The sequence below is a fragment of the Streptomyces sp. TLI_55 genome, from assembly GCF_900206255.1.
Classification (GTDB): domain Bacteria; phylum Actinomycetota; class Actinomycetes; order Streptomycetales; family Streptomycetaceae; genus Streptomyces; species Streptomyces aquilus.
In genome coordinates this window covers 5,219,899-5,232,071 of the sequence record NZ_OAOJ01000001.1, presented here as the reverse complement: position 1 = coordinate 5,232,071, position 12,173 = coordinate 5,219,899, and the positions used below count along the sequence as shown (strand labels likewise).

Genomic DNA, 12,173 nt, shown 5'->3' with positions numbered 1-12,173 from the left:
GCTGAACGAGCCCGTCTGCATGCTCCAACGGCGCGAAACCCGCCGGGGTTCCCGATCGTCTTAGGAAGACGGCTCGCTTGGCCCCAAGGCCGAGTCAGCCGCCGTAGACGTGAGGCGCGAGCGTACCGACGAACGGGAGGTTGCGGTACTTCTCGGCGTAGTCGAGGCCGTAGCCGACGACGAACTCGTTGGGGATGTCGAAGCCGACCCACTCCACGTCGATGGCGACCTTGGCGGCGTCCGGCTTGCGCAGCAGGGTGCACACCTTCAGCGACTCCGGCTCCCGGGAGCCGAGGTTGGACAGCAGCCACGACAGGGTCAGGCCGGAGTCGATGATGTCCTCGACGATCAGGACGTGCTTGCCCTTGATGTCGGTGTCGAGGTCCTTGAGGATCCGGACGACACCGGAGGACTGGGTGCCCGCGCCGTACGACGACACGGCCATCCAGTCCATGGTGACGGGGGTGGACAGCGCCCGCGCGAGGTCGGCCATGACCATCACCGCGCCCTTGAGGACGCCGACGATGAGCAGGTCCTTGCCCGCGTACTCCGCGTCGATCTTCGCGGCCAGCTCGGCCAGCTTGGCGTCGATCTGTTCCTTGGTGATGAGCACCTCTTTGAGGTCGGTGCCCATGTCTTTCGCGTCCACCCGCATCACTTTCGGTCGTCCCACCGGTCTGCCCGTCACCCCTCGCGAGGGGGAAGGATTCAGCCTTGCCGAATCACCAGTCTGCCACCCTGCCGCTGGGCGACGACCTTGCCGGGGAGATTGATGGCCCCCTGGCCGCGCCAGCCGGTGATCAGCCGGTCGACTTCCTCGATGTGCCGGGCGAACAGCGAGCCCGCCGGGGCGCCGGCCTCGATGGCGGCGCGGCGCAGCACTCGGCGGCGCACGGCGGGCGGCAGGGCGTAGAGCTTGGCGCATTCGAGCAGTCCGGCGGCGTCACGGACGGCGGTCGCGGCCTGGCTCGCCCAGGCGTCGAGGGCGTCGGCGTCGTCGCGGGAGAGCTGGGCCGTCCGGGCGAGTGCCTCGACGACGCCCTTGCCGAGGGCCTTCTCCAGGGCGGGCAGGCCTTCGTGGCGCAGCCGGGAGCGGGTGTAGGCGGGGTCCGCGTTGTGGGGGTCGTCCCAGACGGGCAGCGACTGGACCATGCAGGCCTTGCGGGCGGTCTGCCGGTCGAGCTGGAGGAAGGGGCGACGGTAACGGCCGTCGGCCCCCGAGACCGCAGCCATTCCGGACAGGGAGCGGATGCCGGAGCCGCGGGCGAGGCCGAGCAGGACGGTTTCGGCCTGGTCGTCGCGGGTGTGGCCGAGCAGGACGGCGGTGGCGCCGTGGCGCTCTGCGGCGGCGTCGAGGGCGGCGTAGCGGGCGTCGCGGGCGGCGGCCTCGGGGCCGCCTTCGCGGCCGACGGTGACGGCGACGGACTCGACGGGGTCGAGGCCGAGCTGGCGCAGCCGCAGGGCGACTTCCTCGGCGCGGAGGTCGGAGCCGGGCTGCAGGCCGTGGTCGACGGTGACGCCGCCGGCGCGGATGCCGAGTTTGGGGGCCTCGAAGGCGAGGGCGGAGGCGAGGGCCATGGAGTCGGCGCCGCCGGAGCAGGCCACGAGCACGAGCGGGTACGGCGGGCGCTCGTGCGGGGAGTCGTCGGAGGGGGTGGTGTGTTCGGTCAGGATGTCGTGGAGGACGCGGCGGACCGCCAGGCGTATCGCCGCGACCGCAGGATGGGGACCCATGTCCGGTTCCCTTCATGAAGTTTTCGGGGGGTGAGCCCGAGGTTCGGTCACTCAGAGTGTGTAGATGGTGACAGAACCGGGCCGTTCCCCGAGCATTGCACGCCTACCCAGGGCTCACGGTCCCTCGGACGGGTGATTGGAGGGGCGTTCGCCTGCCGTCGGCCGGTTTTCTTTCACGACCTTTCCGCGCGGTTCACGACTCGGTCGCGGAGTCCCCCGGATCCCCCTTGCGGTGCACCCGCGCGATCCAGTCCGCCGGTTTGGCGATCTCCGTCTTCGTCGGGAGCGTGTTGGGGGAGGTCCACACGCGGTTGAAGCCGTCCATGCCGACCTCGTTGACGACGGCCCGTACGAAGCGTTCGCCGTCGCGGTACTGCCGGAGTTTGGCGTCCAGGCCGAGCAGTTTGCGCAGGGCGATGTCGAGCCGGGAGGCGCCCTTGGCCCGCCGCTGCTGGAACTTCTCGCGGATCTCCTGGACGCTCGGCACGACGTCCGGGCCCACGCCGTCCATCACGAAGTCGGCGTGGCCCTCCAGGAGGGACATCACCGCGGTGAGGCGGCCGAGGATCTCGCGCTGGGCCGGGGTCTGCACGATCTCGACGAGCGAGCGCCCGCCGTCGTCCTCCTCGCCCTCGGGACGCCCGCCGGCGAGCGACTGGGCGGCCTCCCGGATGCGTTCCAGGACGGTCATGGGGTCGACCTCGGTCTCCCCCAAGAACGACTGGATTTCGCCCTCCAGGTGGTCCCGCAGCCAGGGCACCGCGGTGAACTGCGTGCGGTGGGTCTCCTCGTGCAGGCACACCCACAGCCGGAAGTCGTGGGGCTGTACGTCGAGTTCGCGCTCCACGTGCACGATGTTCGGCGCGACCAGCAGCAGCCGTCCGCCGCCGTTCTCCCCGGCCGGGAGTTCGCGGGTGGCCGGGGCGAAGGTCTCGTACTGGCCGAGGACGCGGGAGGCCAGGAAGGACAGCAGCATGCCGAGTTCGACGCCGGTGACCTTGCCGCCGACGGCGCCGAGGACCGCGCCGCCCGGGGTGTTGCCGCGCCGTTCCTGCATCTTGTCGAGGAGGGGCTTGAGGATCTCCCGGAAGCCGGCGACGTTGGCCCGCACCCAGCCGGGGCGGTCGACGACGAGGACCGGGGTGTCGTGGCTCTCCTCGGTGGCGAGCCCGGTGAAGGCGCGGACGTGCCCCTCCGAGGTTTTGGCGTGCCGGCGCAGTTCGGCGACGACGGCCCGGGCCTCGTCGCGGCTCACCTCCGGCCCCGGCCGCACGAGCCGGGTCGCGGTCGCCACCGCGAGGTTCCAGTCGACCATCTGAGAAGAAGCAGCACCGCCGATGCTCGTCATGCGTCAACCGTACGTGAGCGTCCGCGCTGGGGGCAGGCCGCGACGATGTCGGCTCCCTGGCGGCCCGTCAGCCGCAGCCGCACGCCGCGAGCGCCGTCGCCGCCCTGTCCAGGGCCGCCTGGGCGGCGTCCTTGCTCGCCGTGTTCGACGCCAGGAACGCGAAGGCGAGGAGGCGGCCGTCCTGGTCGACGACCGTGCCCGCCAGCGTGTTCACGCCGGTGAGGGTGCCGGTTTTGGCGCGTACGACGCCGGCGGCGCCGTCGGGCGTGTACCGGGTGGTGAGCGTGCCCGTGAAGCCGGCCACGGGGAGGCCGGTGAGGACCGACCGGAGTTCGGGGTGGCCCGGGTCGCCCGCCTTCGCGAGGAGGGAGGTCAGGAGGTCGGCGGTGAGCTTGTCGTCGCGGTTCAGCCCGCTGCCGTCCTTGAAGGAGACGCCGGCTACCGGGAGTTGGAGCTTCTTCAGCTGGGCCCGGATCGCCTTGCCGCCGCCCTCGAAGTCGGGGCGCGTCTTCGTCGCCACGGCCGTCTGGCGGGCCAGGGCCTCCGCGATGTCGTTGTCGCTGTTGGTCAGCATGCGCTCGACCAGGGTGGACAGCGGCGGCGAGGAGACCTCCGCCAGCGTCTCCGCGCGGTCCGTCGCCTTGGAGGGGCCCGGAGACGTCGTCTCGATGCCCTCGTCCGCCAGGAAGGCGGCGAACTTGCGGGCCGCGTCGTCGGCCGGGTCCGGCGCCCGGACGGCCGTGCCGCTCGTGGAGTCGTTCGTCCGGGCCTCGTCGGCCATCAGGGGGCTGACCAGGGCGAGGTTGGCGTCGACGCCGATGGGGTGCAGGGCGGAACCGGCGTAGAGCGTGGTGTCGTACGACAGCGTGACCTTGCGGACGCCGTCCTTCTTCAGGGCCTTCGCCGTCTTCACGGCCAGGTCGCGCAGGCTCGCCCAGCCTTCGGCGTCCTTGCGGGCCGTGAGGGTGGGGTCGCCGCCGCCGACCAGGACCAGTTCGTGGGTGCCGGGTTCCAGGGCCGTGCGGGTGGTGAGGCGGTGGTCGGGGCCCATCGCCGACAGAGCGGCGACCGCGGTGGCGATCTTGGTGGTGGAGGCGGGGGTGAGCGCGGCGTCGGCGCCGACGCCGTACAGGCGCTTGCCGGTGGCCACGTCGACGACCGCGGCGGTACGGCGGCTGCCGAGCGCCCCGTCCTTCAGGAGCGGCCCCAGGACGGCGGAGAGGGCCTCGCCGTTCGGCGCGGACTTCACGGTGTTCGTGGCGCCGCCGAGGCCCGCGAGGACCGAGGAGGCGCTCGGGGCGGGCTCGGGAGCCCCTGCCGTCGTACCGGAGCCACGGTCGTGATCTGCGCCACCCGTGTCCTGGAGGGCGGCCACCCGGTCCCGCTCGGCCGTACGCTGACCGGTGGAGTCCCAGGGGCCCGCCGCGGTCACCACCACGGCCGTCAGAGCCAGGCCGGCGGTGGCGGCGCCCGTGGTGTACTGCCAGGTCTTCACCGTCGTCAGACGCTTGACCTGCGGTTTCACCGCGTTCGCGGCGCGTGCCAGCTGGGGGCGTGCGGCTGCCAGACCGGGTCGTACGGCGTTCGCGAGCCGCGTCACATGCGGTCTCGCGGCCCGCCAAGGCCTCAGTTCAGGCACGACCACCAGCCCCTTTCGCGATCACACACCTGCGTGAGGGACACTTAACCACCAGAACTATGTGCTGATCATGGAGGAGCCACCGGTGGAGTTCGACGTCACGATCGAGATCCCGAAGGGTTCGCGGAACAAGTACGAGGTGGACCACGAGACCGGTCGGATCCGCCTGGACCGTCGACTCTTCACCTCGACCGCCTACCCGACCGACTACGGATTCGTCGAGAACACCCTCGGCGAGGACGGCGACCCGCTGGACGCGCTGGTCATTCTTGACGAGCCGACGTTCCCGGGCTGCCTCATCAAGTGCCGCGCGATCGGCATGTTCCGCATGACGGACGAGGCCGGCGGCGACGACAAGCTGCTGTGCGTCCCGGCGACGGACCCGCGCGTGGAGCACCTGCGTGACATCCACCACGTGTCCGAGTTCGACCGCCTGGAGATCCAGCACTTCTTCGAGGTCTACAAGGACCTGGAGCCCGGCAAGTCCGTCGAGGGCGCCGACTGGGTCGGCCGCGTCGACGCCGAGGCCGAGATCGAGCGGTCCTACAAGCGCTTCAAGGACCAGGGCGGCCACTGAGCTTCCTGACGTCGACGGGCCGCACGCGCACGCGTGCGGCCCGTTCGCGTATCCCCTCACCTGCGGGGAACGTGTCTGTGCGCATACTGATGCGACGGATGGTGCTACAGGGAGCGATAGGCAAGTGACGTCGGCGGAGGACCGCAAGCCGCAGTCGGACGAGGCGAGGAGCGTCTACGACCCCGAGATCACGTCCGAGTTCGCCATTCCCGACGGACTGGCCGTCCCGAAGCCGGGCGGCGGCGAGTCGGAGACGTCCTCGGAGTTCGCCGTACCGGAGGGCCTTCAGGCGCCCGAGGGGCCGGCGGCCACCGAGCCGGAGGGGTCGGCGTTCAGTACGCCGCGCACCTACAGCGCCAAGCACGCCCCGGCCGCGTTCACCCCGCCGACCGGCGTTCCCCTGGTCTCGCTGACCAAGGACGCGCCCTGGCAGGACCGGATGCGCACGATGCTGCGGATGCCGGTGGCCGAGCGGCCCGCGCCGGAGCCGCTGCACAAGGAGGACGAGACCGGGCCGGCCGTCCCGCGCGTGCTCGACCTGACGCTGCGTATCGGGGAGCTGCTGCTCGCGGGCGGTGAGAACGCGGAGGACGTGGAGGCGGCGATGTTCGCCGTCTGCCGCTCGTACGGCCTGGACCGGTGCGAGCCGAACGTCACCTTCACGCTGCTGTCGATCTCGTACCAGCCGTCCCTCGTCGAGGACCCCGTGACGGCCTCCCGGACCGTGCGGCGGCGCGGCACCGACTACACCCGGCTCGCGGCCGTCTACCAGCTGGTGGACGACCTCAGCCACCCCGAGACGGCGTTCTCGCTGGAGGAGGCCTACCGGCGGCTCGCCGAGATCCGCCGCAACCGGCACCCGTACCCCGGCTGGGTGCTCACCTCGGCGAGCGGGCTGCTCGCGGGCGCCGCGTCCGTGCTCGTCGGCGGTGACGTCATCGTGTTCGTGGCGGCCGCGCTGGGCGCGATGCTCGGCGACCGGCTGGCGTGGCTGTGCGCGGGGCGCGGGCTGCCGGAGTTCTACCAGTTCACGGTCGCCGCTATGCCGCCGGCGGCGATAGGGGTGGCGCTGACGGTGGCCCACGTGGACGTGAAGGCGTCCGCGGTCATCACCGGTGGGCTGTTCGCGCTGCTGCCGGGGCGGGCGCTGGTGGCGGGCGTGCAGGACGGGCTGACCGGGTTCTACATCACCGCGTCGGCGCGGCTGCTTGAGGTGATGTATCTGTTCGTCGGCATCGTCGTGGGCGTGCTGGTCGTCCTGTACTTCGGAGTGCAGCTCGGCGCCGACCTCAACCCGGACGTGGTGCTGGTCATCGAGAAGCGGCCGCTGTGGCAGATCGGGGCGTCGATGCTGCTGTCGCTGACGTTCGCGGTGCTGTTGCAGCAGGAACGTTCCACCGTGCTGGTCGTGACGCTCAACGGGGGTGTCGCGTGGTCGGTGTACGGCGCGCTGCACTACGTCGGCGGGATCTCGCCGGTGGCCTCCACGGCGGTGGCGGCGGGGCTGGTGGGGCTGTTCGGGCAGATGCTGTCGCGGTACCGGTTCGCTTCGGCGCTGCCGTACACGACCGCGGCGATCGGGCCTCTGCTGCCGGGGTCCGCGACGTACTTCGGGCTGTTGTCCATCGCGCGGGACGATGTCGACAAGGGGTTGGTGTCGTTGGCCACGGCTGCGTCCTTGGCCATGGCCATCGCCATCGGGGTCAATCTGGGGTCGGAGATCTCGCGGTTGTTCTTGAGGGTGCCGGGTGGGGCCTCGGCGGCGGGGCGGCGGGCTGCTAAGCGGACCCGAGGGTTCTGAGTGCCCAGGAGCTCGGGTCCTTCGCTTTGGCGGCGGGTGCGGGTTGTTCGTGGTTGCTCGCGCAGTTCCCCGCGCCCCTTAGGGCGTTTCAGTAACCCTGGTTGTACGGGTACTGCTGGTTCTGCTGCTGGTCGTAGCCCTGCTGCTGCGGGTACTGCTGGGCGTACGGCTGCTGCGGGGCGTAGTACTGGTCGTCGTAGCCGTACTGCTGCTGTTGCCCCTGGTTGCCGTTGCCGTATTGCTGCTGGTCGTCGTTGGACGGGATGCGGCGCAGCTGTGTCGTCGCGTCGTCCATCGGTGGGGGCTGGTAGGCCTGGGGCTCGGGGGCCGGAGGCTGTTCGGCTGCCGCCCTCTTCTTCTTTCCGCGCTCGCGGAGGTACTCGATGATGATCGGGACCACCGACACGAAGACGATGAGAACGAGGATCGCCTCGACGTTCTTGTGGATGATGTCGATCTGACCCAGCCAGTACCCCGCGAGGGTGACGCCGGTTCCCCAGGCGACGCCACCGATGACGTTGTACGTCAGGAACGTGCGGTACTTCATGCGGCCGGCGCCCGCCACGATGGGGGCGAAGGTGCGGACGATCGGGACGAAGCGGGCCAGGACGATCGCCTTGGGACCGTACTTCTCCATGAACTCGTGCGCTTTCTCCAGGTTCTCCTGTTTGAAGAGCTTGGAGTTGGGGCGGCTGAAGAGCTTGGGGCCGAAGAACTTGCCGATCATGTAGCCCACTTGGTCGCCGAGGACGGCGGCCAGCACGATCAGGAGGCAGACCAGCCACAGCGGCTGGCTGATGTAGTCGCCCTGCGCCACGAACAGACCCGCCGTGAACAGCAGGGAGTCGCCCGGCAGGAAGGCGAAGAGACCCGACTCGGCGAAGACGATCAGCAGGATTCCGGGAAGGCTGAACGTCTGGATCAGATAGTCGGGGCTGAGCCACTCGGGGCCTAGCGCGAGCGTGGTCACGGGTCTGTGACTCCTGGTGCTGGGGGACGGGCGGGGGCTGGCTGCCCAAAAGTATCAACGCAGGCCCCGGAGCCCAGGTTCCATGGGGTCGCAGAGGATGCGCCGTGGGCTCTCCGGGAGAAAGCTGTGAGCCATGAGTATCGATGATTTCGGCGGCGGCCAGGGCCCCGAGCCCGATGTGCTCGTGGTGACCACCAACGACGTGCCCGGCCTCCGGGTGCAGCAGGTACTGGGGGAGGTCTTCGGGCTGACCGTGCGCTCCCGGCATCTGGGGAGCCAGATCGGGGCGGGCCTGAAGTCGATGGTCGGCGGTGAGCTCAAGGGGCTCACCAAGACGCTGGTGCAGACCCGCAACCAGGCCATGGAGCGGCTCGTGGAACAGGCACGCGCGCGTGGGGCCAACGCCGTCCTGGCGTTCCGCTTCGACGTGACGGAGGCGGCCGACGTCGGCACGGAGGTGTGTGCCTACGGGACCGCCGTGGTCCTGGCCCGGGAGTGAACCCCGGGCCAGGACGGACTACGAGGCGTGCCGGGCCGCGTTCGCCCTGATCGCGTCCCTCAGGTGCTCGGCCAGGCCGTCGCCCATCGCGTCGTAGAAGGCCTTGAAGCGCTCGTCGGCGACGTACATGTCGCCGAAGCACAGGTGCATCTCGTAGGGGACCTCGAAGTAGTACCGGCCGATGTGCTGCCGGTGTTCCTCCGCGAGGTCCATGGCCGCCTCGGCGGAGGGCTGCTCGCCGGCCGTCACCAGGGCGGCGTAGCGCCGGCCCCAGTCGTCGACCTCGGCCTGGATGCGCTTCCAGTCCTCCTTGGTGTACGTCGCGGCGCGGCGCTGGGACTCGGCGTACGCCTCGGTGCCGCCCCAGCGCTGTTCCGCCTCCTCGGCGTACTGCTCGGGATCCTTGTCGCCGAAGACCTCGAAGCGTTCCTCCGGCGTGAGGTTGATGCCCATCTTGCGTGCCTCCATGGCCTGCTCCACGGCCGCCGCCATCTTCCGCAGCTTCTCGATCCGGGCGGTCAGCAGCTCGTGCTGGCGGCGCAGGTGGACGCGCGGGTCCGTGGCCGGATCGTCGAGGAGGGCGGCGACCTCGTCGAGCGGGAAGCCGAGCTCCCGGTAGAACAGGATCTGCTGCAGCCGGTCGAGGTCGGCGTCGCTGTAGCGCCGGTGGCCCGCGTGGCTGCGCTCGCTGGGCGCGAGCAGGCCGATGTCGTCGTAGTGGTGCAGCGTGCGCACCGTCACTCCGGCGAAACCGGCGACCTGTCCCACGGAGTAGCTCACTTCGTCCGCTCCTTCCCTTCTCGGTACGCCGTCCACGGTGCGTCCTCACGCCACGTGAGGTGCAAGCCCCTGGGGCGACTCCGGATGTGGTGACCGTTTTGCCCGTTTATGGTGTGCCCGTGGCCCAGGACACCGCGCAGCAGGCACCCGCAGCCCCGGCGACCCCGGCCCGCGCGCTGCTGCCTCTGATCCTCCCCGCTCTCGTCGTGGGCGTGGGTGCGAGCCTGATCTTCGTCGGGGTGAGCGCGGCGGCCGAGGCGTTCCAGGACGTGCTGTGGAAGAACCTGCCCGACGCGCTGGGCGTGGGCCGGTACTCGGTGCTGTGGATGCTGGTCATGCTCACCGCGACCGGGGTGGCCGTCGGCCTGGTGGTGTGGAAGGTGCCCGGGCACGCCGGGCCCGACCCGGCCACCATGAGCCTGGACGCCCCCGTGCTGCCGCCCGTCGTACTGCCCGGGCTGGTCCTGGCGACCGCCCTGATGCTGGCCGGCGGGCCCAGTCTCGGACCCGAGAACCCGATCATCGCCGTGAACGTCGCGATCGTCTTCTGGCTCGGGCGGCGGTTCCTGCCAAGGGCTCCGGGCAGGCTGTGGCCGGCGCTGGCGGAGGCGGCGACGATCGGCGCGCTGTTCGGCACGCCGGTGGCGGCGGCCCTGGTGATCTCCGAGGCGCTGGCCGGGCGGCAGGTCCAGGGGGCGCTGTGGGACAACGTCTTCGCGCCGCTGACGGCCGCCGCCGCGGGCGCGCTGACGACCACCCTGGTGGCCCATCCGTCCTTCGATCTCCACCTGCCCCCGTTCGGGCGGCCCGGCTGGGGTGATCTGCTGGCGGCGCTGGTGATCGCGTCCCTGGCGGCCCTGCTCGGCATGTGCGCCGTCCGCGCCTTCCCGTACGTCCACGGCGCGTTCTCCCGGCTGCGGCACCCGATGCTGATGCTGCCCGTGGGCGGCCTCGTCCTGGGCCTGCTCGCGGCCGTGGGCGGCCATCTCACGCTCTTCAAGGGGCTGGAGGAGGTCGGGGAGATCGCCGCCGACCCGGACGGCTGGTCGGCCGGGGAGTTCGCCACGATGTCGGTGGTGAAACTGGCCGCGCTGCTCGTCGCCGCGTCCTGCGGCTTCCGCGGCGGACGGATCTTCCCGGCGGTGTTCGTCGGCGCCGCCTTCGGCCTGTGCGCCCACGCCCTGGTGTCCGGCGTCCACCCCTCCGTCGGTGTCGCCGCGGGTGTGCTGGGCATGCTCCTCGCCATCACCCGGCAGGGCTGGGTGAGCCTGTTCACGGCCGCCGTCCTGGTGGCCTCGCCGGCGATCATCGCCTTGCTCTGCTTCGCCTCGCTGCCGGCCTGGCTGCTCGTGACCGGGCGGCCCCAGATGCAGTTGCGCGAGGACGGAACCCCGGTCCGCTGAACCCATCTCGAGGAGTCATCGATGCCGCTCCACCAAGGTCCCGACAAGCGCGACGAGCGCCCCATGTCCGTCAACCCCTTCTACGGGGAGGCCAATCCGGTCGGCGGCATGACCGAGGCACCGCCCAAGCACAGGCTGCCGGACACCCCGCTGCCGCCCATGACGGCGTACCAGCTGGTGCACGACGAGCTGATGCTGGACGGCAATTCGCGCCTCAACCTGGCCACCTTCGTCACCACCTGGATGGAGCCGCAGGCCGGCGTCCTGATGGCGGAGTGCCGGGACAAGAACATGATCGACAAGGACGAGTACCCGCGCACCGCAGAGCTGGAGCGGCGCTGTGTGGCGATGCTCGCCGACCTGTGGAACGCACCCGATCCAGCAGGTGCCGTGGGCTGTTCGACGACCGGATCGAGTGAGGCCTGCATGCTCGCCGGGATGGCGCTGAAGCGGCGCTGGAGCAAGCGGAATCCGAAGCCGGGCGCCCGCCCCAATCTGGTCATGGGCATCAACGTCCAGGTCTGCTGGGACAAGTTCTGCAACTTCTGGGAGGTGGAACCCCGGCTGATCCCGATGGAGGGCGACCGCTTCCACCTCGATCCGCAGGCCGCCGCCGCGCTGTGCGACGAGAACACCATCGGGGTCGTCGGCATCCTCGGCTCCACCTTCGACGGTTCCTACGAGCCCATCGCCGACCTGTGCGCCGCCCTGGACGAGCTGCAGGAGCGCACCGGCCTCGACATTCCCGTGCACGTGGACGGGGCGTCCGGCGGCATGGTCGCGCCCTTCCTCGACCCGGACCTGGTCTGGGACTTCCGGCTGCCGCGCGTCGCCTCCATCAACACCTCGGGGCACAAGTACGGCCTGGTCTACCCGGGCGTCGGCTGGGCGCTGTGGCGCGACCAGGACGCCCTGCCCGAGGAGCTGGTCTTCCGCGTCAACTACCTGGGCGGCGACATGCCGACCTTCGCGCTCAACTTCTCCCGGCCCGGCGCGCAGGTGGTCGCGCAGTACTACACGTTCCTGCGGCTGGGCCGGGAGGGCTACCGGGCGGTGCAGCAGACCACCCGGGACGTCGCCGGGCGCCTCGCCGAACGCATCGAGGCCCTCGGCGACTTCCGCCTGCTCACCCGGGGCGACCAGCTGCCGGTGTTCGCCTTCACCACCGGGCCCGACGTGACGGCGTACGACGTCTTCGACGTGTCCCGGCGGCTGCGCGAGAAGGGCTGGCTGGTGCCGGCGTACACCTTCCCGCCCCATCGTGAGGACCTGAGCGTCCTACGGGTCGTCTGCCGCAACGGCTTCTCCGCCGACCTGGCCGAGCTGTTCGTGGACGACCTGCGGCGGCTGCTGCCCGAACTGCGCCGCCAGTCGCACCCGTTGACCCAGGACAAGGGCGCGGCGACGGGCTTCCACCACTGA

Annotated in this window: 11 protein-coding genes; 5 read left to right on the top strand and 6 right to left on the bottom strand. The window is 70.8% G+C overall.

Going from position 1 to position 12,173, the window contains the following annotated elements:
- Positions 1 to 94 precede the first annotated feature (94 nt).
- The 4 genes from hpt to dacB all read right to left on the bottom strand — a co-directional run bounded on the left by hpt (position 95) and on the right by dacB (position 4,727).
- Positions 95 to 655, bottom strand: a complete 561-nt coding sequence (gene hpt, locus CRP56_RS24070) for a hypoxanthine phosphoribosyltransferase (protein ID WP_097267229.1) — start codon at positions 653 to 655, stop codon at positions 95 to 97.
- Between the two features lie 53 nt (positions 656 to 708).
- Positions 709 to 1,734, bottom strand: a complete 1,026-nt coding sequence (tilS, locus tag CRP56_RS24065) for a tRNA lysidine(34) synthetase TilS (RefSeq protein ID WP_097267227.1) — start codon at positions 1,732 to 1,734, stop codon at positions 709 to 711.
- Positions 1,735 to 1,927: 193 nt separating this feature from the next.
- Positions 1,928 to 3,082: a zinc-dependent metalloprotease gene (locus CRP56_RS24060; RefSeq protein ID WP_097267225.1), complete on the bottom strand. Its 1,155-nt coding sequence runs from the start codon at positions 3,080 to 3,082 to the stop codon at positions 1,928 to 1,930.
- 67 nt (positions 3,083 to 3,149) lie between these two features.
- On the bottom strand, positions 3,150 to 4,727 hold the full coding sequence (dacB, locus tag CRP56_RS24055) for a D-alanyl-D-alanine carboxypeptidase/D-alanyl-D-alanine endopeptidase (protein WP_097267223.1): 1,578 nt from the start codon (positions 4,725 to 4,727) through the stop codon (positions 3,150 to 3,152).
- A 79-nt stretch (positions 4,728 to 4,806) separates the two neighbouring features.
- Here dacB and CRP56_RS24050 point away from each other — a divergent pair, with 79 nt between their 5' ends.
- Both CRP56_RS24050 and CRP56_RS24045 read left to right on the top strand, forming a co-directional pair.
- On the top strand, positions 4,807 to 5,298 hold the full coding sequence (locus tag CRP56_RS24050) for an inorganic diphosphatase (protein ID WP_007383738.1): 492 nt from the start codon (positions 4,807 to 4,809) through the stop codon (positions 5,296 to 5,298).
- A 124-nt stretch (positions 5,299 to 5,422) separates the two neighbouring features.
- Positions 5,423 to 7,099: a threonine/serine ThrE exporter family protein gene (locus tag CRP56_RS24045; protein WP_097267221.1), complete on the top strand. Its 1,677-nt coding sequence runs from the start codon at positions 5,423 to 5,425 to the stop codon at positions 7,097 to 7,099.
- Between the two features lie 88 nt (positions 7,100 to 7,187).
- On the opposite strand, the gene CRP56_RS24040 is transcribed toward CRP56_RS24045, so the two are convergent.
- Positions 7,188 to 8,069: a DedA family protein gene (locus CRP56_RS24040; protein ID WP_097267219.1), complete on the bottom strand. Its 882-nt coding sequence runs from the start codon at positions 8,067 to 8,069 to the stop codon at positions 7,188 to 7,190.
- Between the two features lie 133 nt (positions 8,070 to 8,202).
- Here CRP56_RS24040 and CRP56_RS24035 point away from each other — a divergent pair, with 133 nt between their 5' ends.
- Positions 8,203 to 8,568, top strand: a complete 366-nt coding sequence (locus CRP56_RS24035) for a YbjQ family protein (RefSeq protein ID WP_097267217.1) — start codon at positions 8,203 to 8,205, stop codon at positions 8,566 to 8,568.
- Between the two features lie 18 nt (positions 8,569 to 8,586).
- On the opposite strand, the gene CRP56_RS24030 is transcribed toward CRP56_RS24035, so the two are convergent.
- The gene (locus tag CRP56_RS24030) at positions 8,587 to 9,348 is read right to left on the bottom strand and encodes a MerR family transcriptional regulator (RefSeq protein WP_097267215.1); all 762 of its coding nucleotides are present in this window, start codon (positions 9,346 to 9,348) and stop codon (positions 8,587 to 8,589) included.
- A gap of 119 nt (positions 9,349 to 9,467) precedes the next feature.
- On the opposite strand from CRP56_RS24030, the gene CRP56_RS24025 reads away from it, so the two are divergent.
- Together CRP56_RS24025 and CRP56_RS24020 are read left to right on the top strand one after the other, a co-directional pair.
- Complete coding sequence (locus CRP56_RS24025) at positions 9,468 to 10,751, top strand: ion channel protein (protein ID WP_097267213.1); 1,284 nt, start codon at positions 9,468 to 9,470, stop codon at positions 10,749 to 10,751.
- Positions 10,752 to 10,772: 21 nt separating this feature from the next.
- A complete protein-coding gene (locus CRP56_RS24020; protein WP_097267211.1) occupies positions 10,773 to 12,173 on the top strand; it encodes a glutamate decarboxylase in 1,401 nt (466 codons plus the stop codon).